Below are 22,956 nucleotides of genomic sequence, written 5' to 3'. Positions count from 1 at the left end.
GTGAGAGCTCATGCCAAAATTTCTGCAAAGACGCTGGCACGGCTATCATACCGTATGGGCGTTTATGCTGCTGCTGCTGCTGATCATAGTAGTCAGTGTCTATAATTGGGTTATTGGTGTCGCCAGTCTGTTTCTGGCAGGGACCCTCTGCTTCTCTATGCTGCAGGCAGAACTCTCGTTCCGCCGGAATCTGGTGGAATATATCAATGGGCTATCCTTTCGCATCAAGCGCGTGGAGGGGGAAGCGGTCGGAATGCTTCCACTCGGCATTATTCTGTACAGTGAGGACCGGAAAGTAGAGTGGAACAACCGCAGTGCCGGTGATATTTTCTCACGCAAATCTTTGGTAGGGGATGAAATGGAGGAGTTGCTGCCCGATATTATGCCCTCCCTTGCCACTCATGTGCCGGTTAAGAGGGAAGTCTCCAAAGATAACAGTCTGAAGGATATCCGTCAGGAGATTGCCGTCGATGAACGTTATTATCAGGTCGTCGTAATCCCTAGTGAGCGAATGCTGTATTTGTATGATATCACTGAGCTTGTGGTGCTGCGCGAACGTTACGAAGAAGAGAAGCTCGCGATCGGCATCGTGATGATGGATAATCTGGATGAAGCGGCTCAGGGGATGGACGATCAGCAACGTACCTCGCTGATCGCCAAGGTAGCGAGTGAGATTACGGAGTGGAGCAAGCAGTTTGAAGTATACCTGCGCCGGTTGTCTTCGGAGCGGTACCTCATGTTGCTTAATCACCGTAGCCTGCAGGCGCTCGAGGAGAGCCGGTTCGTCATTCTGGACGAGGTGCGGGAGATGACCGCTGATCTCAAGGTGCCCATGACGCTTAGCATCGGACTTGCCTACGGTTCAGAATCGGCCAGCGAGCTGGGAGCACTGGCGCAGTCCAGTCTTGATATGGCACTTGGCCGGGGCGGCGATCAGGCGGCCGTGAAGGCGGGCCAGCGGCTGTCTTTCTATGGCGGTAAGAGTAATGCAGCTGAGAAGCGTACGAGAGTGCGGGCCCGTGTTATTGCCCACGCCCTGCGAGACCTGATGCAGGAAAGCGACCGGGTGCTGATCATGGGCCACCGGACGCCAGACATCGATGCTGTAGGAGCTGCGATTGGTCTGCTCAAAGCAGCGCAAATGTACAATGTAGAAGCTAACATTGTGATGGAGACGCCGAATCCTTCGATTACCCGGATGATGGAGCAAATCCGCCGGGATGAGGAATTGAACAAAGCTTTTATTTCTACAGAACAAGCGCTGCAGATCATGACGGAGCATACACTGCTGATCGTAGTGGATACCCATAAGGCCTCGATGACCATGGAACCCCGCCTGGTGCAGTATGCCAGCCGGATAGTGGTCGTTGACCATCACCGCAGAGGTGAAGAGTTCATCAACGATGCTGTGCTGGTCTATCTGGAGCCGTATGCCTCATCTACGTGCGAGCTGGTTACAGAGCTTCTGCAGTATATTCATGACAAGATCAAGCTCAGCCCGCTGGAAGCTACAATGCTCCTGGCCGGAATTACGGTGGACACCAAGCATTTTGCGCTACACACCGGCTCTCGCACCTTTGAAGCGGCAGGATTTCTGCGGCGGGTCGGTGCAGACACGATTCTGATTCAGCGTATGCTGAAGGAGGATCTGCAGGAGTATATTTCAAAAGCGGAAATTATCAAACATGCCCGGATGGTGTATGATCATATAGCACTGGTTGTCACGGCTCCGGGAATGAAGATTCCGCAGCTGCTGATTGCCCAGACGGCGGATACGCTACTGGGCATGACGAACGTGGTGGCTTCATTCGTTATCAGCGAACGGCCTGACGGCCTCATTGGCATCAGCGCGCGGTCACTCGGGCGGATGAACGTGCAGGTAGTTATGGAAAAGCTGGGAGGTGGCGGACACTTGTCCAATGCTGCCGTTCAGCTAGAAGGAACAAGCAAGGAAGCAGAAGCCAGACTGCTTGCAGTACTGGCTGAAATTGAAGCGAAAGAGGGGCTGTTCGAATGAAGGTCATTTTCATAAAAGATGTTAAGGGTCAGGGCAAGAAGGGGCAAGTTAAAGAGGTATCAGAGGGTTATGCAGCCAACTTCCTGCTGCCGCGTGGACTGGTTCGCCCGGCTACTGAAGGCAATGTGAAGACTCTGGAGAATCAGGCAGCTGCTGAGCAGCGCCGCAAGGATCAGGAGAAAGAGGAAGCCGTTCAGCTGGGCAAGAAGCTGGACGAGCTGACATTGACTCTAAAAGCCAAAGCTGGCGAAGGCGGCCGGCTGTTCGGTGCCATCACAAGCAAGCAAATTGGCGAAACCCTCGCAGCAACCCAGGGGATTTCGATAGATAAGCGTAAAATTGAACTGAATGATCCGATCCGCCATGTGGGTACATTTCAGGTGACGGTGAAGCTGCATACTGAAGTAAAGGCTAACCTCACGGTTCAGGTAACGGAGGAGTAAGATGGGTGGAGATCTCTTTTTCGATCGGATTCCCCCGCAGAACCTGGAGGCAGAGCAGGCTGTAATCGGTGCTGTGCTCCTGCAGGATGAGGCGCTGCTTACCGCGATGGAGCGGGTGAATACCGAAGACTTCTACGATAAACCGCATCAGATGATATTTGAAGCGATGGTGCAGCTCGGAGAAGAGAGCCAGCCGATTGACCTGGTTACACTGACGTCCAGACTGCAGGACAAGGGACAGCTTGAGGATATCGGCGGTGTCAGCTATCTGGCGAAGCTGGCGCATGCGGTGCCGACTGCAGCCAACGTTGAATACTATGCCCAAATTATCGAAGAGAAGGCGATGCTGCGGCGCTTGATCCGTACCGCGACGCAGATTGTCAGTGAAGGTTATACCGGCGGAGAAGATGTAGGTGGTATGCTCAGCGATGCCGAGCGGCGGATTCTTGAAATCTCTAACCGGCGCAGCGGCAGCGGATTTATTGCCATCCGTGATGTGCTCATGCAGGTATTCGACCGGGTGGAGCTGCTCCATCAGAACAAGGGGGGGACCTCCGGGATTCCTACCGGATTCGTGGACCTTGACCATATGACTAACGGCTTTCAGCGGAATGACCTGATTATTGTGGCTGCCCGTCCTTCTGTAGGGAAAACAGCGTTCGCCCTGAATATTGCCCAGAATGTAGCGGTTCGGGCCAAAGAGACTGTCGCTATTTTCAGTCTGGAAATGTCGGCGCCGCAGCTGGTTCAACGTATGATTTGTGCTGAAGCGAATCTGGATGCCAATATTATGCGTACTGGTGACTTCAAAAGTGATGATGACTGGTCGAAGCTGACGATGGGAATTCAATCTTTGTCCGAAGCGGAAATCTATATTGATGATACTCCCGGTATTACGGTTACGGATATTCGTGCAAAATGCCGAAGACTGAAGAAGGAAAAAGGTCTGGGCATGATTGTCATTGACTATTTGCAGCTCATTCAGGGTCGCGGCAAGGGCGGTGAGAACCGTCAGCAGGAAGTCTCGGAGATCTCCCGTACTTTGAAGCAGATTGCCCGTGAGCTGGATGTACCGGTGATTGCTTTGTCTCAGCTCAGCCGTGGTGTGGAGCAGCGTCAGGATAAACGTCCGATGATGAGTGACCTTCGTGAATCGGGCTCGATTGAGCAGGATGCCGATATCGTGGCCTTCCTGTATCGTGATGATTACTATAATCAGGATACTGAAAAGAAGAATATCATCGAAATTATTATTGCCAAACAGCGTAATGGTCCTGTAGGCACCGTAGAGCTGGTGTTCCTGAAAAATTTCAACAAATTCGTCAACTACGAGCGTGCTCATAACGAACCGTTTGCAGGTTAGGCATTTTTTGTACAATATCCGAACGATCACACATTTCCTTGTGAGATCGTTCGTTTTTATTTGACTTTAAAAAGTACCGCTGTTACACTGGTTATTGTGCTTTAGCGGGTTAAACCGCCGGGCGTCCGGAGGGCTGCGTACATAAGAAGCGAGTACAGAGCCCATATTACAAGTGGAAACGGCTTCGCTGTCCTAAAGGGACGGCGGGTTTCAGCGGGAAATAGAAGGATAATTTATAGCTTAATCATATAGATTCTTCTATTTTGAAAAATAATGGTGCTAAGCGAGCACCTACGGAGGAATGAACATGTCAACGGTAGTCGTCGTGGGAACACAATGGGGAGACGAAGGCAAAGGCAAGATCACGGATTTTCTGGCAGAGAGCGCAGATGTGGTCGCCCGGTATCAAGGGGGTAACAATGCCGGTCACACGATTCTGATTGACGGGAAGAAGTTCAAGCTGAGCTTGATTCCATCAGGAGTATTTTATAAAGAGAAAACTTGTGTCATCGGTAACGGAATGGTTATCAACCCTGAAGCGCTGATTCAAGAAATTAATTATATTCATGAGAACGGCTTCGACACCAAGAATCTGGTGATCAGTGACCGCGCCCATGTCATCATGCCATATCATATGCTGTTGGATGCGCTGGAAGAGGACCGTAAAGGCCCGAACAAAATCGGCACTACCCGCAAAGGGATTGGCCCGGCTTACATGGATAAGGCTGCCCGCAACGGTATCCGCATTGCTGATCTGATGGATGCAGAAGAGTTCGAGCTGAGACTTCGCCACCTAATGGAAGAAAAGAACCAGGTAATTACTCAGGTCTATGGAGCGGAAGCGCTGGACGTAGAAGAAATTCTGACCCAATATCTGGAGTATGCAGAAGTGCTCCGAGGCTATGTTACGGATACCTCTGTAGTGCTGAACGAGGCCATTGATGCCGATTCCCGTGTACTATTCGAGGGCGCGCAGGGTGTAATGCTTGATATTGACCAAGGCACGTATCCATTCGTTACTTCTTCCAATCCATCGGCAGGCGGCGTCTGCATCGGTTCAGGTGTAGGACCGTCCAAGATTAAGCAGGTTATCGGTGTAGCCAAGTCCTATACTACCCGTGTTGGTGATGGACCGTTCCCAACCGAGTTGAACGATTCGATTGGCGACTACATCCGTGAGACTGGTCATGAGTATGGTACGGTTACGGGACGTGCACGCCGCGTAGGCTGGTTCGACAGTGTAGTGGTGCGTCATGCCCGGCGCGTCAGCGGAATTACCGGTCTGTCCTTGAACTCACTTGACGTACTTAGTGGTCTCGAAACCGTAAAGATCTGCACAGGTTATAAATACCGTGGAGAAGTGATTACCCACTATCCGGCCTCACTGAAAATGCTGGCAGAATGCGAAGCCGTCTATGAGGAGCTTCCAGGCTGGAGTGAGGATATCACTTCGGCGAAGACGCTGGAAGACCTGCCGGTGAATACACGGAAATATGTTGAACGGGTGTCGGAGCTTACAGGCATTCCGATCTCGATCTTCTCCGTAGGCCGTAACCGTGAGCAGACCAATCAAGTACTTCCAATCTATATCTAGATCGAATATAAGCTTTATCCTCTGAGGGGCCTCCATTGAGGCTCCTTTTTATTTGTTACTGGCGATAATCAAAGAGTCTCTATATCGGTTCAGACGTTTCTCTTGCAGCGTTCTAGTCAATACTGAAAGGATAGAAGGATCCGAGGCCTGATATTCCTGAGATTGGCCATGAACAGAAGCAAGGGAGAGATGAAGATGAAAATGGTAAAGCGTACACTTGCTGTCTGCCTGATTGTGGTGCTGGCCAGTGCACTGTCTATTCTGACTACAGCCTATGTGGTGAATACGTATATCCGGTCGGTGCTCGCAAGCTTCGACATTAAGCTGGATGGGCCAGAGCCGGGGATCGGCGGATTTATGAAGAGTCTGACCGGTATGGACACAAAACCTCCGGCATCAGATACAGCTGAGGATAAAGAAACTGCAGTGCCAGACAGTAGCAAAACGGAAGAAGGTAAAACGAATTCGACTGGCGGTAAAAGTGGAGAGAAAACGGTGGAGGAAGATGCCCCTAAGGATGCCCTGCCTGTGATGGGCGAAGCCTCCAGTGAACAGGAATTGGTAATGACACCGGAGGCCATGCTGAATTTGAAGGAGAATCTGCCTGCTGATGAAAAAACCAATATTTTCAATATTTTAATGGCTAAGCTGCCTCAGGAGGAAATGCAAAAGATATCCAAGGCCATGGAAGATGGGCTAACAGAGAGTGAAGTCCAGGAACTGCAGCAGGTCATAGCGAAATACGTAGATCAAAAGGAATATGAGACCTTAATGAAAATGCTTACACCAAACAGCAAGGATAGTCCACAAAATTAAAAAATGTCACTTTTTGGACACTGGAAGGCTGTTTATGCGTCATATTTCTGGAATAAACCCGCGATTTTCGCGGGTTTTGTTGTGTTTGGAAAGTTGAAATTTTTCTCCTGGCTGTGGTACAGTAAAAAAGGACTATAAGGGGTTAATTTTTTGTAACCTTTTTCAGGTACCTCACAACATGATCATTCGTACTCATGCAAATAGATAAATAGATGCTGCAGCATATATAAAAGGGGACGTATAACAAAGCTTGGCCGCTCTGTGCGGTAGGAATGGGCGGACTGAAAGGGAGAGTTTCATGAAGGGATTTAAGTTCATGCGCCAGGCGGGGAAGCTGCGGAACGATGACGGGTATTCCGCAGAGCTCGGTGCAGCAAGTCAACAGGGCAGCGATGCCGATAGCGATAATGTCTTTCATCAGGAGACTAAACCCCGGAGATTACGGCGCTCCTGGATCGCGGCTTCCGCCGGTCTGGTGCTGCTTGGTGCGTTTCTGGTGGGAGCCGAGAAGAGGTATGTGACCGCTAATACGGTAACTTACTATAAGGTTCTGGTGAAGGGCGAAGAAATCGGAAAGATCAGCCAAAAGGCTGATCTGGAGCAGCTATTTGAACAGAAGAGTCAGGAGTATCAGGTGAAGTATCCTGAGTCCGTGATGGTTCTGCAGACAGACGGGATTTCGACCGAGGCCGAAAAAGCCTTTAAGCCTGAGGTTGACAGCCGTGCCACATTGGACAAATTGGATGGCATGCTGAAGGCCTATGCGGTAGGTGTGCAATTAACGGTAGACGGCGAGGTTCTTGGCATCGTCAAGGATCAGGCGACGGCAGCAGCCGTGCTGAAAGGTGTCAAGGAGCATTACATGCCGCAGACCGAAGCTTCTACAGGAGCGCAGCTCAAGAAGACGGCTGCTTCAAGTTCAGCCAAGGGCGCAACCAGTGCCAAGGATACCGTAGAGTCGGCTGATATCCGCGAGCAGGTGTCTATTGTACCGGTCAAAGCCGATCCGAACAAAGTCTTAAGTGTGGATGAAGCCGTAAGTGCACTTACCGAAGGCAAAGAGGAGCCGCTGACGTATACGGTGCAGGAAGGCGACACGATTTCTGGTATCGCCAAGCTGTATGATACTACACAGGCTGAGATCTTCAAGAACAATCCTACGGTCAAAGAATTGACGCTGCAAATTGGCGACACTCTGCAATTGACGGTTCCCCAGCCCGCACTTACGGTGGTTACCGTAGAACAGGTGGGCGAACAGGTCGTTACCGAGCCGGATGTGGTTGTGCGTAAGAGCGATCTGCTCCCAGCAGGCAAGAGCAAAGTGGTACGTCCGGGACAGACTGGCCTCAAAACGATGCAGTACCGCCTAACCAAAGAAAATGGTCTGGTCGTCAAGGAAGAATGGCTGGGACAGACGGTGGTGCATGCTTCGCTGCCGGAAGTGGTGTACCGGGGAACCAAGGTTGTCGGAGAAGGAACGTACAAGGAAACCAAGTCTGCCGGAGAAGGAACAGGGATGTTTGCCTGGCCGGTGATGGGAGCATCGATTTCCAGCAGCTACGGCGAGCGTTGGGGCCGCGTACATAAAGGTGTTGACCTGGTGTCCGGTAACCGTACGATCAAAGCAGCCGATGCCGGAACAGTCAGCTTTGCAGGTGTACAGAACGGATATGGCAACGTAGTGATTGTAGATCATCATAACGGGTATATTACGTACTACGGTCATTTGAGCAGAATTTCAGTCTCTCTTGGACAAAGACTTGAACAAGGTACGCAAATCGGAGTCATGGGCAGCACTGGACGTTCAACTGGCACACATCTGCATTTTGAAATCCGCAAAAACGGGATCGCGATCAATCCAATGAAGTATCTGCAATAATTCATATCTTAAGCCAGCCGTCCGAGTGATTCCGGGCGGCTTTTAAATTACAAGAATGCGCATCGTAGGATGTGACGCCAGGACAGGTATGCTAAAATAAGAGAATCAATGATAAGTATGGTTAGAAAGGTGAAGCGGAGCATATGCAGATGGGGACGATTCTGGTAGTAGACGATGAACAGCCTATTGCTGATATATTGAAATTCAATTTGGAAAAAGAGGGCTATGAAGTAATCTGCGCCTTTGACGGAAACAGTGCAGTAGAGCTTGCCTTGTCCAAACGGCCCGACCTGATGCTGCTCGACCTGATGCTTCCCGGCAAAGATGGCATGGATGTCTGCCGTGAGGTGCGTTCAGCTCATCTGGATATCCCGATTATTATGCTTACCGCCAAAGATGGGGAGATCGACAAGGTGCTGGGCCTGGAGCTTGGAGCAGATGATTATGTAACCAAGCCGTTCAGTACGCGGGAACTGCTGGCGAGAGTCAAGGCGCAAATGCGGCGCCAGCATAAGCCTGTACCGTCGGAAGCACAGAGTGAACAACTGGAAAGCAAGCAGGGGGTACAGCATTTTGGCCTGTTTGTGGATACGGACATGTACATGGTCTATAAGGAAGGCGAGCCGCTTGATCTGACGCACCGTGAGTATGAACTGCTCTATTATATGATTCGCCACGCCGGCAAGGTAATGACCCGGGAGCATTTGCTGCAGGCCGTATGGGGCTTCGAGTATTTCGGGGATGTGCGGACCGTTGATGTAACGATCCGCCGTCTGAGAGAGAAAATTGAGGAGAATCCCAGCAAACCGGAATATATTTTTACCCGGCGCGGACTTGGTTATTTGATGCATAGCCCCAAAAGCGGAGGGTTGTGATGAAGGGACTGTCCTTTTTCCGGACGATACAGGCCAGGCTTATAATCATTTATGTACTGCTGATTCTGATCGCGATGCAACTGATTGGCGTATATTTTGTCAGCTCGATGAAGAATTCACTCACTGATAATTTCACCAAGGACCTCAAGGCGCGCGCGGAGATGCTCTCGATTCTGACCGCCGATAAATTCGGCAGTGAGGCCGGAACCGCAGATGAAGAGACTGCAGTAGAAAGTCTGCGCGGTATGGTCAACAATTTGTATATCAATGGTGCCGAGATTCAGGTGCTGGATGCAAGCGGTAAGATCATCACCACTTCGGTTCCTTCGCAGAATGACTATGTCGGCCAGCGCAACACCCAGACAGTGGTCAGCCGCGCTCTTCAGGGAATCAGCGACAATGAGGAGTATATTATAGCGGATGATAATGTGCGCAAGAAGGTAGTCGCCAAGCCCGTGCTTTCCGGGGACAAAGTGGTAGGAGCGATCTATATTGCTGCTGACATGAAAGATCTGTATGCAACCATGAGCCGGATCAACAGCGTATTCCTCTCCGGACTGCTGCTGGCACTGGCGCTGACGGCTGTTCTGGGCGTTATTCTGGCGCATACGATCACGCATCCGATTAAGGAAATGACCCGGCACGCCACGGCGGTAGCCGAAGGGCGCTTCAACCGCAAAATGCCGGTTTTCGGCAACGATGAGATAGGCCAGCTAAGTCAGGCTTTCAATTATATGACTGGAAGATTGCGGGAAGCTCTCTCTCAGAATGAAGAGGAGAAAGAGAAGCTGGCTTCCATTCTGGCGAATATGAGTGACGGTGTTGTCGCTACCGATGAGAGTGGCGGGGTTATTCTGATGAATACCCGGGCAGCAGATATGCTGGGTTCAGAAGGTCCGCTCCCGGAGGGTGCTCCCTTGGACGAGCTGCTCGGCTTGGATCATGAGCAGTCAGGCTCCCTTGCTCAGGGTAATGCCCAGTCTGCAATGCTCCATCTGTCGCCAATGGGCGGAGGAGATCCCAACATTGTGCGTGTTACCTTCACGCCTATACACCGGCGGGAGGGCAGAGGGATCGCGGGTACTATAGCGGTCCTGCAGGATGTGACCGAGCAGGAGAATCTGGAAGAGTCGCGCCGTGAGTTTGTAGCGAATGTGTCGCATGAGCTGCGGACACCGCTAACGACCATCAAAAGCTATGTCGAGGCACTGGATGACGGAGCACTTGAAGATCCGCAGCTTGCCGTGCGGTTCGTTGGGGTCATCCGCAATGAGACAGAGCGCATGATCCGCCTGGTTACGGATCTGCTGCATCTCTCACGTCTGGATTCGAAGGAATCCAGCCTGCGCATTCAGCAGACCGATATTTCCGAGATGCTGGAGGATGTGGCGGACCGCTTCTCTTTTCAAATCCGCCAGAAACGGATTCATATCAGCACCAGAGTCCGCAAAGAGGTCGAGAGCGCTTGGCTCGACCGTGATCAAATCGATCAGGTGCTGGGCAATCTGGTCTCCAATGCGCTGAAATATACGCCGGAGGGCGGGACGATTCAGCTCGAAGCCCTGAAGAATGAAGAGGGGATGCTGGCTGTTTCTGTCCGGGATTCCGGAATCGGCATCCCGAAGAAGGATATTGAGCGCATCTTTGAGCGTTTCTATAGAGTGGACAAAGCCCGTTCCCGTAATATGGGGGGCACAGGCCTGGGACTGTCCATTGCCCGGGAAATTGTCAAAGCACATGGCGGCTCAATTTCCCTTCAATCGGAGCTGAATGAGGGCTCACTGGTCACCTTTACACTGCCATTGAAGCAGGAGAGGGGGAGTGAGTCATGAAGGAAAAGGTGAAATCCTGGGTTCTTGCGCTGCTTGTATTTGGGAGTCTTATAGAGAGCTATTATCTGATCTACCGGTTGCCGGGCAGCGATTCAGCGGTCATGTCGGAGAATTTATATGTGAAGACAGACAATATGGGGCCGGAGGAGAAGGTGGAGAACCTGCTCTATCCCGATAAAATGATTATTCATATGGGGGAGAGCAAGCATACGCTTTTTTATCCCAATACGACATTTTATAATCTCATCCTTAACCGTCTGAAGGGCCGGAGCTTTGAGAGCTTTCAGCGGCGGTCCGTGCAAGACTTCGACTGGGATAAGATCCGGAATGAAAATCCGGGGATTGAGCTGTCCTTTGGTGCAGGAATTCCCGTAACCCTGCTGCAGCGGGTCATGCAGTTGTCACCCGATTCCCTGTTTGAAGGGGAAAGCATCGACAGGATTTGGATTTATAATATGAAGAATGATTCCAAAGCACACGCGGTCTTCTTCAGTACCCGGGGCGACATTGTCTATGAGGCGGCCAAGGCCGACCTCACTGTGCAGGATGTGCAGCAGCATGTCGATTTCGGCAATAACCTGACCAATTACAAAGCAGTGAACGGCGATTATTATGTGCCGGATGCCAAAGTATCGATGGTTGAAGTCGAAATGCCCTCCGGCATGTATACGATTCAGCAGATGCAGAGCAATCTCTTTTTTGATGCAGGCAGTACCCGATATATTCCGGAAAAAGACGGCTCCGAAATTTATACAGACAGCAAACGTAGTCTTCAGGTCGATCAGGAACAGAACTGGATGAGTTATAGTGATCCGGCTGCCCTTCCCGCTGGGGACAGCACTCCAGCTAAGGATGCCCTGGAGGCCGTTGATTTTGTGAATGAGCACGGGGGCTGGAATGGAACTTACCGGCTGGCTGCAACAGAAGAGGGCAGGCAGGAACGTAAGGTATCTTTTCAACAGTTCTATGGTTCTTCTCCCTATGGCTCCTATCCGATTATCAGCCAGCCGAAGCTGCAATACGGAGTGATTAATCTGGAGCTTCAGCAAGGAACCGTATCATCCTATGAACGTTCCCTGATGTTTGTGGAAGAGGACAAGGCGGTCAAGCGGATCGTAGATTTATCATTCGGGGAAAGGCTGGAGGGCCAATTGGCACAAATTAGCCAGGCTTCTGCGGTGAAGGATTTGACTCCGGTGTATGTGCCTGCTGTCAAAGGGGAGAAGCTTCAGCTGATTCCGGTATGGCGGGTTACGCTTAAGGACGGCACCGTGCTTACGCTGAATTAGGGTTCCGAAGCTATATATATTATTAAACGGTAGAAGTGCAGGCGACAGCGGCGGAAGTCCAAACATTCCCTGTATGACGATCAGAATTAATATGAGAATCTTAAAGTTCAACCAATATAGTTACAAAACGTTTAGGAGGGAAGGTATGGACTGGGGAAGAGCAAAAAATGTGCTGATATACGCCTTTCTGGTATTGAATCTGTTGCTGTGCTATCAGCTTTGGATGGATCTGCGTGATCAGGCCAGCGCCAACCTTGATTTCACCTCCTTGTCGAAGGCAACGCAGGCTGTCATGGAAGAGAAGAACATTCGTATTCTATGTCCAATTCCGGCTGCAACCCCCCAGTTGCCGGATCTTACGTATCACTATTCCGGTGAGGAGCAGAACGAACCTCCTGTAGAGCTTAAAGAGCCGATAGACAGCAAGCTGATCTATTCCTCGTTTACCGAGCTTAGTACGGCGCTGGAGGGGCAGATCCCCGATATATCCAATTATCGTTTTGATGCCCAGGAAAGTGAGGTAGGCAAGTTCGTGCTGCACCCGCTGGTAGATAAGAAATGGTCACTGTTCAGGGTTAGACTGGAGCTGATTAACAGTGATCAGAAGATCGTGGCTTTCCGGTGGCCGAAGATTGAGATGGTAACTACAATGAGTGATACTGATCAGAAGGTGCTTCCGGCATCGCAGGCGCTCAGCAGCCTAATTGAGAAGTATTTTCCGGCGAATTCGGTGGTTAAGGAGATTGAGCTGGGATATTACGGCGAGCTATTCAACTCCGAGAGCCAGGTGGCTTCGCCAATGTGGCGGTTCATGCTGGAGAATGGCAATGCCTATTATGTAGATGCCATTAGCGCGGACATAATCAGTCCTAAGACAACAGAGTAGAAGGAGCAGGAGAGAGAATGGGAATATCATTTACAGTGCTGTCCAGCGGTTCTACCGGTAATGTGACGGTGGTGCGCAACGGGGAAACGACACTGATGATTGACGCCGGGCTTAGCGCGAAGCGGATTGATGAGCTGCTGGCTATGCGCGAGCTGACCGGACAGGATATCGATGGAATTCTAGTTACGCATGAGCATTCCGATCACATTAAGGGACTCGGGGCAATGGCGCGCAAATATGATCTTCCGATCTATGCCAACATGAGTACCTGGGGAGCGATTGAGAAGGGCATCGGCACGATTGCCGAGCAGAACCGGGTCATTCTGGAGACGGGGCAGCATAGGGATTTTGGTAGTATGCGGGTAGAGTCATTTGCAATCTCGCATGATGCGGCTGAGCCAGTGGGGTATAACTTTTACGATGGCAAAGAGAAGCTGTGTGTGGCGACAGATCTGGGTTATGTGAGCGATAAAGTGCGTACGGCGATCTCGGATGCCGATGTGCTTGTACTGGAAGCCAATCATGATATTGAAATGCTGAGAATGGGACGGTACCCCTGGAACACGAAGCGGCGGATTTTAGGTGACCTGGGCCATTTGTCTAATGAGGCTGCAGGTGCGGCGCTGAGTGAAATTCTTACCGGGCGGACCAAACGCACGTATCTGGCACATTTGAGCCGGGATCACAATATGATGGACTTGGCCAAAATGTCTGTTCGCGTTGCGATGGAGGACCGGGGCTGTTTTTTCAAAGACAGTGAATTCAGGCTCTGTGACACCTACTATGACCGGCCTACGCCATGGGATAAGGTGAGCCAGTCATAAGCTGGTCCATTTCCGTAATCTTGCGTTCCAGCTCTTGGCGGGAGAAGAAGCCCTTATCAATCAGAAGTTCGATCAAGGCGCTCTGAACCAGAACCAAATGATAGTGCTCATCCTTAAGATCACCCAATTTACCGATAAACTGCACAAGATCCATACTGGCTGAAAAAGATTCCAAGCTATACCCCTCCTTGCATGTAATAATTTACATGGTTTTTACGGCAGAAAAAACACGGTGCAACATCTGCGTGTGATACAATTAAATAGTAAGCGTAAGACGGACTTTGGCAACATGGTTTCTATTATTGTAGGCATTTATGCTGCGAAATATTCCTGAAAAATGACAGATAACGCTAGCTTGCAAGAATTCTAGACGTCCTATGTGCTTTGCCCCCGTACTTTAGGGTGAAATAATAAAATGAAACCTTTTAGTTCTTCCTGGAGTCTAAGAGAAGATGAGGTAAACTCGGGCGTGGTTGCTTGGCGTTCAGGTATTGAATGCAGTAGCAATAGAGGGGAGAGGATGTAACGGTGGGACTGTTTGACGATGATTTCTATTCAACGAAAGTGTCACGGCGCAGAAGCAGAAAGATTGATGCCTCAAGCGAACGAGGCGGGCACAAATGGCCCCGCAGATCGCGGAGGAACCTGGCTACATGGCAGGTAGCTATGATCTGCTCTATAGTCAGTGCTGTGACAGCGGTGCTTCTGTTCAGTCTGGTGACCGGACAGCTGACCCATGAGAAAGCCGAATCAACGGTGGTAATCGGTAAGGTTGCTGCAAGCAGTGGTGATCCCTATGACCGGATTATTCAGGCCGCCGCCCTTGTACGCCCAGCGGTTGTGAGCATTATTAATCATAAGAAAGATAACAAGGAACTTAATATTCTCGATGAGTCCGCACTGGGTTCGGGAGTTATTTATAAGAAAGAAGACGGCAAGGCATTTATCATCACGAACAACCATGTGATCGAAGGTGCAGCCAAGCTGGAGGTTGTTACGGTTAACGGGGAGACCCGCAAAGCAGCACTTGTTGGCGCGGATAAAGTAAGCGATATAGCAGTGCTCTCCATTGATGGAGGGGGGATTAACACGATCGCCCAGATCGGCGATTCCTCCAAGCTCCGGCTGGGAGAGACCGTCATTGCTATCGGCAATCCCCTGGGGCTTGGAGATACACTAACCTCTGGGATCGTCAGTTATACGGAGCGGACCATTCCTGTATCGCTAAATCAGGATGGTGTGTATGACTGGGAGCAGGAAGTCATTCAGACGGATGCTGCCATCAACGAGGGCAACAGCGGCGGGGCTCTGGTGGATTTGGATGGAAAGGTGATCGGCATTAATACGATGAAGATCTCCGACACAGGCGTGGAAGGGCTCGGTTTTGCGATTCCGGCCAATCATGTAATGGAAACGGCGGATGAACTTGCAGCTAAAGGTAAAATCTCCCGCTCCTACTTAGGTGTATATTCAGTGGATCTTAATAATCCTTATGTGCCATTGGCGGAGGACCAGCGTAAGGAGCTGAATCTGCCCACCAGCGTGAAGGACGGGGTTGTCGTTCTGGATGCAGTTGGACCTGCTAAGGATGCGGGCCTGCAGTTCAATGATGTGATTACGAAGTTTGATGATCAATCCATTACATCTACACTGGCACTGCGCAAATATCTGTACGATCATACCAAGATCGGTGATGATCTTAAAATCACCTTTTACCGCAATGGGGCCCTGAAGCAGGTTACAGTAAAACTTCTGGAGAAGCCAGAGGAATAAAAGTCTTTTGGGCAGTATATAATATAGAGGCAGTCACATGAGGGAGCGGCGCCGCCCTATAAATGATTTATAATTTATGAGCGGCAGCCGTTTCTAAGTTGTGAAAATGGGGTAAAAGATAGTGCTGGAATCAAGAATGGTACAATTTCGGCCGACTGGCAGCCCTTACATTGGAAGGTTAACCTAAATAGTGAAAAAACGGAGAAATTCGGATGGGACAGCTTGCCTTTGTTATTGAGGTGTGGTAACATGAAATTAATCATACAATTGATACCTAATTCTCGTATTGAAAAGGGCTGTCAAATGGATTACAACCTTTCTCAATGTGTGAATTTTTTCTTTGTTTGAAGATAAAAAGAACATATTAATTTAAATTTGTGGAGGTAACACACATGCAAACAGGTACAGTTAAATGGTTCAACGCAGAAAAAGGATTCGGTTTCATCGAAGTTGAAGGCGGAAGCGACGTATTCGTTCACTTCAGCGCAATCACTGGCGACGGCTTCAAAACTTTGGACGAAGGCCAACGCGTTGAATTCAACGTTGTTCAAGGCAACCGCGGACCACAAGCCGAAAACGTTGTAAAACTGTAATAATAGAAGGTACCGTCCCCGCTTGTGAAAGTTGGGACGGTCTTTTTTTCAAATATAAGGAATTATATGCTTCATGCAATATCGGTCCCTTATATTTCTCGTGAAACGGTTGCCGTCCTTAACATCAAGGGCGGCAATGTCGTTTCTACTTGTCTGGATTCTCAACTTGTGACATAAAGGAAGGGAGGAACGGCAATGAACTACCGGAAGAAGCCTTTGGAGGAAGTACCGGAAGAAAATACCGCAATTTGGGCCTGTACCAACGATGGATGTAATGGATGGATGAGGGATAATTTCGCATTTGAACATGCGCCTTCTTGCCGTCTCTGTCACTCCCCGATGGAGCGCAGTATGAAGATGCTGCCACTGCTGCTCAATTCCAATGGCGATTTGAAATCGCTAAAGAAGGGTATTTCCATTACCTAACCAATGCCTTTATGAGTCAAGCTTCTATAGAATAATAAACACATTCAAGACGGTGAAACCGTCTTATTTTTTTTGCTTTCAGGACGTAATATTGTGATATTTGTCACAAATTTATTGAATTTTAAGCCTGAATAGGGTGTATAATGTGATAAATATCACACTTAACCCTTTGAATTTTTGACAAAATAGACATATCGAATGGGAGAAGGAAGGGGAGAAATATGGATACAGTGATGCTGTCGCGATTACAATTTGCGTCGACGACAATTTTTCATTATTTCTTTGTACCAGTATCAATTGGACTCGCGCTCTTGATTGCAATCATGGAGACGATGTATGTCAGAAAAGGCAATGATGAGTACAAAAGAATGGCGCAGTTCTGGGGAAAGCTTTTCCTGATTAACTTCGCTGTGGGCGTTGTAACAGGGATTCTGCAGGAATTTCAGTTCGGTATGAACTGGTCTGACTACTCGCGTTTTGTCGGGGATGTATTTGGAGCTCCACTAGCGATTGAAGCGCTGCTTGCTTTCTTTCTGGAATCTACGTTTATTGGAATTTGGATTTTCGGCTGGGATAAGGTATCCAAACGTGTCCACCTGGTCTCGATCTGGCTGGTAGCGCTCGGCACCATGCTGTCGGCTTTCTGGATTCTACTGGCCAACTCGTTCATGCAGCATCCGGTAGGTTTTGCTATCAATAATGGACGGGCTGAAATGAATGATATATGGGCATTGATTACCAATGGACAATTACTGGTCGAGTTCCCGCATACAGTTCTCGCCGCATACGCTACAGGCGCCTTCCTGGTCACGGGAATTAGCGCATATAAATTGCTGAAGAAGCAGGATGTTTCCTTTTTCCGCAAATCATTTGAGATTGCTGCGATTGTCGGTATCATTTCATCGTTCGGTGTAGCCATTGCGGGTCATGCCCAGGCACAATATCTGGTTGGGACTCAACCGATGAAGATGGCTGCTTCCGAAGGACTGTGGGATGACAGTGGAGACCCTGCTGCATGGACAGTTTTTGCGACGATTGATCCAGAGAATAAAATAAGCTCTCATGAAGTGAAAATTCCATATATGCTGAGCTTTCTCTCTTACAGTAAGTTTTCGGGATCTGTTAAAGGGATGAATACGCTGCAGGCTGAATATGAAAAGGCATATGGTCCTGGGGATTATATTCCACCGGTACGCACGACCTTCTGGAGCTTCCGGATTATGGTTGCTGCAGGCTCGCTTATGATTCTGCTGGGCGTGTACGCCATCTACCTGATGTGGCGCAAGAAGATGGAACGCCCGAACACCTGGTTCATGCGCTTTATGTTCTGGGGGCTGCTGCTTCCGCCGATTGCTAATACATCGGGCTGGATTATGACCGAGATGGGAAGACAGCCGTGGACGGTATTTGGGTTAATGACTACAGAGGATAGTGTATCGCCTAATATTACGAGCGGACAGGTGTTGTTCTCGGTCATTTCTTTTACAGCAATCTACGCCATTCTTGGTTTGGTACTGGTTGGCTTGTTCATCAAGGTGATCAAAAAAGGTCCTTACGCCATGGATAACGATCACGGCGAATCCCATGATCCGTATAACAAGGAGGGATCCCATGCTTTCTCTTAATGAATTGTGGTTTGTGCTGATTGCTGTGCTGTTTGTCGGCTTCTTTTTCCTGGAAGGCTTTGACTTCGGCGTAGGGATGGAAACTCAGATTCTGGCGAAGAATGATACGGAGCGCCGGGTGCTGATCAACTCGATTGGACCATTCTGGGATGCGAATGAAGTATGGCTGATTACAGGTGCAGGTGCAATGTTCGCCGCTTTCCCGCACTGGTATGCAACGCTTTTCAGCGGATTCTACATTCCTTTCGTGTTTGCGCTGCTGGCGCTGATTGCCCGCGGTGTCGCCTTTGAATTCAGAGGCAAACGGGACTCGCTGGCTTGGAAAAGAACCTGGGATGTCTGCATCTTTTTCGGAAGCTTCCTGCCGCCGTTCCTGCTTGCCGTAGTGTTCGCCAGCTTCATCAAGGGGCTGCCGATCGACGGAGATATGCAGATGTATGCCGGATTCTTCGATATTGTAAATGGTTATACTGTAGTGGCTGGTATTACAGTAGTGATGCTCTGCCTGGTGCACGGATTGATGTTCACTACGCTTCGTACGGTAGGGGATCTGCAGGAACGTGCCCGCAAGCTGGCACAGAAGCTGCTGTTCCCGCTGGCTGCGCTGCTGCTCGCTTTTGTGGTAATGACCTATTACATGACAGATGTATTTGAGAAACGGGGAGCACTGCTGTTTGTAATTGTAATACTGGGAATTGCTGCTTATGTGCTGTCCGGCTATTTCATGAGTAAGAAGAAAGACGGGCTCGCCTTCGGGATGACAGGTGCGGTGATGGCCTTGTCGGTAATCTCTATCTTTGTCGGACTCTTCCCGCGGGTGATGATCAGTTCGCTGGATCAAGCCTTTAATCTGACGATTACGAATGCAGCTTCCGGCCATTATTCCCTGAAGGTGATGACGATTGTGGCGCTGTCGCTGCTGCCGTTCGTGCTGGGCTATCAGATCTGGAGCTACTTCGTCTTCCATAAACGGGTTCACGAGAAGGAGCATCTTGAATACTAATGGATAAAAATTTGCTTGGGTATAAAGGAGTTAAGCCGGTCTTTCTGATCGTGGGCTTCCTTACCCTGGTGCAAAGCCTGTCCATTCTTCTGCTGGCGAAGTCGCTGGCAGAAGTTGTCTCTTCGCTATTTGCGGGGGAACCGCTGAAGGAACAAGGGGCGAAATCGCTCTTGTTCCTTCTTGCGTTTCTGGTGCGCCATGCCAGTGCCCTGCTGATGAGCCGTGTGTCTTACCGCTTCGCGGAAGCTACTGGCAGCAGCATGCGGAGACAGATGATGGACAAGCTGTTCCAGCTGGGACCAAGGCTGGCAGGCGACCGGGGGACCGGAGATCTGGTTACGCTTGTGCTTGAAGGAGTCACGAAGTTCCGGACGTACCTGGAACTGATTATTCCGCGGATGGTGGGGATGGCGGTCACACCGGCCCTGCTGCTGGTGTACGTCTACACTCAGGACACCTCAAGCGGTGTTATTCTTACGTTGACGATGCCGATCATTATTGTCTTTATGATTCTGATCGGGATGACGGCCCGCAAGCAGATGGACCGTCAATTGAAATCGTACCGCACGCTGTCCAATCACTTCGTGGATTCGCTGCGTGGTCTGGAAACGCTGAAGTTTCTCGGGCGCAGCCGCAGTCATAGCGAGAGTATAGCGGCAGTTAGTGACCGCTACCGTTCCGCGACCATGCGTACGCTTCGCGTAGCTTTTCTGTCCTCGTTCGCCATGGACTTCTTCACGATGCTGTCTGTGGCTTCAGTAGCGGTAAGCCTCGGCCTCCGTCTGGTGAATGAACAGATGACATTGGTCACTGGACTAACCATTCTGATCCTGGCACCGGAATATTTCCTGCCGGTCCGGCTGGTCGGAGCGGACTTCCATGCTACTCTTGATGGCAAGGAAGCGGGAGAAGCGATGAAGAGTATTATTGACCGGGAGGCAGTGGAAGCCAAACTGCTGAATTCGGCTGGTGTCATAGCTGAAGCTGGAACTGGAGACAAAGCTGGAACGGTAACAAGTGACGTTGCAGGTACTTCGGCTTCCGGAGCTGTTCCATTCAGGGATGTATTCACTTGGCAGAAGGACAGTGTCCTTGCACTACATCAGGTGGGCGTGAAATATGAAGCCGATGGTATTGCTTCGCTCTCCGGTGTGGATCTGGCGTTCAGAGGGAATGCCAAGATCGGCATTATTGGCGAAAGTGGTGCAGGTAAGTCCACCCTGGTGGATATCCTGGGTGGCTTCCTGCATCCTACGTCCGGTACGATTGAAGTGAACGGTAACCAGGTGAGTGCGTTAACCGATGAGGGATGGCGCAAGCAGACCGCCTATATTCCGCAGCGGCCGTATATTTTCAGCGGAACACTCGCAGATAATGTACGGTTCTATTACCCTGATGCTACGAATGAAGCGGTGGGTGAAGTGATTGCCGCTGCTGGATTATCGAAGCTGGCTGCGTCACTCCCGAATGGACTGGATGAAATGATTGGCGGTGGAGGGCGTTCACTAAGCGGCGGCCAGGAGCAGCGTGTAGCATTGGCCCGCGCACTGCTAAGCAGCCGGCCGGTCATGCTGCTGGATGAGCCGACTGCTCATCTGGATATTGAGACGGAGTATGAGCTGAAGGAAACGATGCTCCCGCTTTTTGAGGGGAAGCTGGTGTTCCTGGCTACCCACCGGCTGCACTGGATGATTGATATGGATCTCATTGTCGTTATGCAGCAGGGGCAAGTGGCCGAGGTTGGCACACACCAAGAGCTGGTAGCCCGCAGGGGTGCCTATTATGAGCTTATTCAAAGTCAATTGGAGGGAATCCATTGAAACGTGAAGGATGGTTTGCTCCCTATTTCAATTCCTATTTCTGGCGGTTTCTACTGATTATCATCCTGGGTGCGCTGACTATTTTCTCAGCCTCCTCCCTGATGTATACCTCCGGGTTCCTGATCTCCAAGGCATCCATCCCGCCGGAAAATATTCTGATGATCTACGTGCCGATTGTCGGCGTGCGTACCTTCGGGACAAGCCGGGCGGTAATTCACTATGTGGAGCGCCTGGTCTCGCATGATACGATATTGCGGATTCTCTCTAAGATGCGTATCCGGCTATACAACATTCTGGAGCCGCAGGCACTGTTCCTGTCTTCGCGCTTCCGTACCGGGGATATTCTGGGTATGCTCGCTGATGATATTGAATATTTGCAGAATGTGTACTTACGTACCGTATTTCCGAGTATTATCGCACTCTTGATCTATGCGGCTGCGATTATCTCGCTGGGTACGTTTGATGTAGCCTTTGCACTGTTGATGGGGCTCTACATGCTGGTCATTGTCATTGTCCTCCCGCTGATCTCGCTGCTGCTCACGCAGTCGCGGCAACGGATGGTGAAGCAGGAACGCAACCGGCTCTATCAGAAGCTGACCGATGCTGTCCTCGGGATGGGGGATTGGGTGATCAGCGGCCGGCAGAGCCAGTTCGTTGCTACTTACGAGGCAGACGAGAAACGGGTTGCCCATACCGACGGAGCACTCCGCAGATGGGCGCGTATCCGGATGTTCCTCGGGCAGGCCGTTGTCGGGATCGCTGTCGTATCTGTAATCTACTGGGCTGCCGGAGAGTATCAGAGCGGCGCCATCGCCGGAACACTGATTGCGGCGTTCGTACTGGTAGTGTTCCCGGTGGCTGATGCATTCCTGCCGGTCTCTGATGCGGTAGAGAAGATTCCGCAGTACCGCAATTCTCTGGAGCGTCTGAATCAAGTAGAGTCAGCAGGGGGGAATCCCTTCGAGGCTGATGAAGCAAGCAGCGCGGAGGCGGGAGCCCTTGCAGAAGCTGCTACCAAGGCGATCAGAGAGACCCGGCAGGCACATATTCAGTTGAAGAATGCAGGATACCGTTATGCTTCCGGAGACGACTGGTCGATTCAGGATCTGACTCTCGCCATTCCGCAGGGACGAAAGGTTGCTATTATCGGCCGCAGCGGAGCGGGCAAGTCCACGCTGCTGAAAGTGATTCAAGGTGTGATTAGACCTTCTATCGGGTCTGCCGTAATCAATGGCATTGACGCTTCCGCCTACGGGGAGAACATTCCGAAGCTGATTGCTGTCCTTAACCAGAGCCCGCATTTGTTCGACACAACGGTGGCGAACAATATCCGGCTGGGCAACCCGGAGGCTTCGGACGCAGAAGTCAAGCGTGCCGGGGAACTGGCCCAACTGGACAATCTGATCTCTTCACTGCCAGAGGGTTATGATACTCCGGTGCGTGAAGCCGGTCAGCGCTTCTCCGGCGGGGAACGCCAGCGGATTGCCCTCGCCCGTATTCTGTTGCAGAATACTCCGGTTGTCGTGCTTGATGAGCCGACGGTCGGACTTGATCCGCGTACGGAGCGTGAACTGCTGGCAACGATGTTTGGTGCGATGGCAGATAAGACGCTGATCTGGGTAACCCACCATCTGGTGGGCGCAGAGCAGATGGATGAAGTGATTTTCATGGAGAATGGGGTTGTGGAGATGCGCGGCACCCATGCAGAGCTGATGGCCCGTGAAGCCCGTTACCGCAGACTCTATGAGCTGGACCGTCCGGCTGAGTTCCTTACGAAGCGGGCAGGGGATTAAGTCATATTGATCTTACAAGGCTTCTTTCGCCCGGTTTTGGGCGGAGGGAGCTTTTTTTTGAGAATATATGGTAGCATGATACTATTGGATGGGTTTACCCATATT

Annotated in this window: 19 protein-coding genes; 18 read left to right on the top strand and 1 reads right to left on the bottom strand. The window is 50.6% G+C overall.

All coding sequences use genetic code 11. The features are described from left to right. Positions 1-10: 10 nt before the first annotated feature. The 11 genes from A3844_RS18925 (at position 11) to A3844_RS18875 (ending at position 13,818) form a co-directional block, all read left to right on the top strand. Positions 11-2,017, top strand: a complete 2,007-nt coding sequence (locus A3844_RS18925) for a DHH family phosphoesterase (protein ID WP_074086466.1) — start codon at positions 11-13, stop codon at positions 2,015-2,017. Further along, positions 2,014-2,460: a 50S ribosomal protein L9 gene (gene rplI, locus A3844_RS18920; RefSeq protein ID WP_074086465.1), complete on the top strand. Its 447-nt coding sequence runs from the start codon at positions 2,014-2,016 to the stop codon at positions 2,458-2,460. The genes A3844_RS18925 and rplI overlap by 4 nt, the downstream gene beginning before the upstream one ends. A 1-nt stretch (position 2,461) precedes the next feature. Next, entirely contained in the window at positions 2,462-3,823 is a 1,362-nt protein-coding gene (dnaB, locus tag A3844_RS18915; RefSeq protein ID WP_074108200.1) for a replicative DNA helicase, read from the top strand. A 307-nt stretch (positions 3,824-4,130) separates the two neighbouring features. Next, positions 4,131-5,417 (top strand): adenylosuccinate synthase, encoded by a 1,287-nt coding sequence (locus A3844_RS18910; protein WP_074100724.1) that lies wholly within the window; start codon positions 4,131-4,133, stop codon positions 5,415-5,417. A gap of 195 nt (positions 5,418-5,612) precedes the next feature. Then, entirely contained in the window at positions 5,613-6,233 is a 621-nt protein-coding gene (locus A3844_RS18905; RefSeq protein ID WP_074108199.1) for a hypothetical protein, read from the top strand. 298 nt (positions 6,234-6,531) lie between these two features. Further along, positions 6,532-8,112, top strand: a complete 1,581-nt coding sequence (locus A3844_RS18900; RefSeq protein WP_083606924.1) for a peptidoglycan DD-metalloendopeptidase family protein — start codon at positions 6,532-6,534, stop codon at positions 8,110-8,112. Between the two features lie 143 nt (positions 8,113-8,255). Then, on the top strand, positions 8,256-8,987 hold the full coding sequence (yycF, locus tag A3844_RS18895; RefSeq protein WP_074086460.1) for a response regulator YycF: 732 nt from the start codon (positions 8,256-8,258) through the stop codon (positions 8,985-8,987). Continuing rightward, the gene (gene walK, locus A3844_RS18890) at positions 8,987-10,819 is read left to right on the top strand and encodes a cell wall metabolism sensor histidine kinase WalK (RefSeq protein WP_074086459.1); all 1,833 of its coding nucleotides are present in this window, start codon (positions 8,987-8,989) and stop codon (positions 10,817-10,819) included. The genes yycF and walK overlap by 1 nt, the downstream gene beginning before the upstream one ends. After that, on the top strand, positions 10,816-12,108 hold the full coding sequence (locus tag A3844_RS18885) for a YycH family regulatory protein (protein ID WP_074108198.1): 1,293 nt from the start codon (positions 10,816-10,818) through the stop codon (positions 12,106-12,108). Before walK ends, A3844_RS18885 begins: the two co-directional genes overlap by 4 nt. A 145-nt stretch (positions 12,109-12,253) precedes the next feature. Continuing rightward, positions 12,254-12,994: a two-component system regulatory protein YycI gene (gene yycI, locus A3844_RS18880; RefSeq protein WP_074086457.1), complete on the top strand. Its 741-nt coding sequence runs from the start codon at positions 12,254-12,256 to the stop codon at positions 12,992-12,994. 17 nt (positions 12,995-13,011) lie between these two features. Next, the gene (locus A3844_RS18875) at positions 13,012-13,818 is read left to right on the top strand and encodes an MBL fold metallo-hydrolase (RefSeq protein ID WP_074086456.1); all 807 of its coding nucleotides are present in this window, start codon (positions 13,012-13,014) and stop codon (positions 13,816-13,818) included. Here the strand turns inward: A3844_RS18875 and A3844_RS18870 are convergent. Further along, positions 13,787-13,993, bottom strand: coding sequence for a hypothetical protein (locus tag A3844_RS18870; RefSeq protein ID WP_074086455.1), 207 nt, complete (start codon positions 13,991-13,993; stop codon positions 13,787-13,789). The genes A3844_RS18875 and A3844_RS18870 overlap by 32 nt on opposite strands. Before the next feature lie 353 nt (positions 13,994-14,346). On the opposite strand from A3844_RS18870, the gene A3844_RS18865 reads away from it, so the two are divergent. The 7 genes from A3844_RS18865 (at position 14,347) to cydC (ending at position 22,851) form a co-directional block, all read left to right on the top strand. Then, complete coding sequence (locus A3844_RS18865; protein WP_074108197.1) at positions 14,347-15,591, top strand: S1C family serine protease; 1,245 nt, start codon at positions 14,347-14,349, stop codon at positions 15,589-15,591. 392 nt (positions 15,592-15,983) lie between these two features. Beyond that, positions 15,984-16,184 (top strand): cold-shock protein, encoded by a 201-nt coding sequence (locus A3844_RS18860; RefSeq protein WP_019914582.1) that lies wholly within the window; start codon positions 15,984-15,986, stop codon positions 16,182-16,184. A gap of 195 nt (positions 16,185-16,379) precedes the next feature. Next, entirely contained in the window at positions 16,380-16,610 is a 231-nt protein-coding gene (locus A3844_RS18855; RefSeq protein WP_074086453.1) for a cold-shock protein, read from the top strand. Positions 16,611-16,831: 221 nt separating this feature from the next. Next, positions 16,832-18,235 carry a cytochrome ubiquinol oxidase subunit I gene (locus A3844_RS18850; RefSeq protein WP_074108196.1) on the top strand — a complete coding sequence of 468 codons (1,404 nt, stop codon included), beginning with the start codon at positions 16,832-16,834 and terminating at the stop codon, positions 18,233-18,235. Then, positions 18,222-19,238: a cytochrome d ubiquinol oxidase subunit II gene (gene cydB, locus A3844_RS18845; RefSeq protein WP_074086451.1), complete on the top strand. Its 1,017-nt coding sequence runs from the start codon at positions 18,222-18,224 to the stop codon at positions 19,236-19,238. Before A3844_RS18850 ends, cydB begins: the two co-directional genes overlap by 14 nt. Continuing rightward, a complete protein-coding gene (cydD, locus tag A3844_RS18840) occupies positions 19,238-21,058 on the top strand; it encodes a thiol reductant ABC exporter subunit CydD (protein WP_074100726.1) in 1,821 nt (606 codons plus the stop codon). The genes cydB and cydD overlap by 1 nt, the downstream gene beginning before the upstream one ends. Further along, positions 21,055-22,851 carry a thiol reductant ABC exporter subunit CydC gene (cydC, locus tag A3844_RS18835; RefSeq protein ID WP_074108195.1) on the top strand — a complete coding sequence of 599 codons (1,797 nt, stop codon included), beginning with the start codon at positions 21,055-21,057 and terminating at the stop codon, positions 22,849-22,851. Before cydD ends, cydC begins: the two co-directional genes overlap by 4 nt. Positions 22,852-22,956 lie beyond the last annotated feature (105 nt).

It is taken from the genome of Paenibacillus helianthi, assembly GCF_001909055.1.
In the GTDB taxonomy this organism is placed as follows: domain Bacteria; phylum Bacillota; class Bacilli; order Paenibacillales; family Paenibacillaceae; genus Paenibacillus_AQ; species Paenibacillus_AQ helianthi.
This window is presented reverse-complemented; position numbering and strand designations above follow the sequence as displayed.

Bases quoted from the DNA above. Each gene is read 5' to 3' on its own strand.
- A3844_RS18925 (WP_074086466.1), top strand. From the start codon at position 11: ATGCCAAAATTTCTGCAAAGACGCTGGCACGGCTATCATACCGTATGG.
- rplI (WP_074086465.1), top strand. From the start codon at position 2,014: ATGAAGGTCATTTTCATAAAAGATGTTAAGGGTCAGGGCAAGAAGGGG.
- dnaB (WP_074108200.1), top strand. From the start codon at position 2,462: ATGGGTGGAGATCTCTTTTTCGATCGGATTCCCCCGCAGAACCTGGAG.
- A3844_RS18910 (WP_074100724.1), top strand. From the start codon at position 4,131: ATGTCAACGGTAGTCGTCGTGGGAACACAATGGGGAGACGAAGGCAAA.
- A3844_RS18905 (WP_074108199.1), top strand. From the start codon at position 5,613: ATGAAAATGGTAAAGCGTACACTTGCTGTCTGCCTGATTGTGGTGCTG.
- A3844_RS18900 (WP_083606924.1), top strand. From the start codon at position 6,532: ATGAAGGGATTTAAGTTCATGCGCCAGGCGGGGAAGCTGCGGAACGAT.
- yycF (WP_074086460.1), top strand. From the start codon at position 8,256: ATGCAGATGGGGACGATTCTGGTAGTAGACGATGAACAGCCTATTGCT.
- walK (WP_074086459.1), top strand. From the start codon at position 8,987: ATGAAGGGACTGTCCTTTTTCCGGACGATACAGGCCAGGCTTATAATC.
- A3844_RS18885 (WP_074108198.1), top strand. From the start codon at position 10,816: ATGAAGGAAAAGGTGAAATCCTGGGTTCTTGCGCTGCTTGTATTTGGG.
- yycI (WP_074086457.1), top strand. From the start codon at position 12,254: ATGGACTGGGGAAGAGCAAAAAATGTGCTGATATACGCCTTTCTGGTA.
- A3844_RS18875 (WP_074086456.1), top strand. From the start codon at position 13,012: ATGGGAATATCATTTACAGTGCTGTCCAGCGGTTCTACCGGTAATGTG.
- A3844_RS18860 (WP_019914582.1), top strand. From the start codon at position 15,984: ATGCAAACAGGTACAGTTAAATGGTTCAACGCAGAAAAAGGATTCGGT.
- A3844_RS18855 (WP_074086453.1), top strand. From the start codon at position 16,380: ATGAACTACCGGAAGAAGCCTTTGGAGGAAGTACCGGAAGAAAATACC.
- A3844_RS18850 (WP_074108196.1), top strand. From the start codon at position 16,832: ATGGATACAGTGATGCTGTCGCGATTACAATTTGCGTCGACGACAATT.
- cydB (WP_074086451.1), top strand. From the start codon at position 18,222: ATGCTTTCTCTTAATGAATTGTGGTTTGTGCTGATTGCTGTGCTGTTT.
- cydD (WP_074100726.1), top strand. From the start codon at position 19,238: ATGGATAAAAATTTGCTTGGGTATAAAGGAGTTAAGCCGGTCTTTCTG.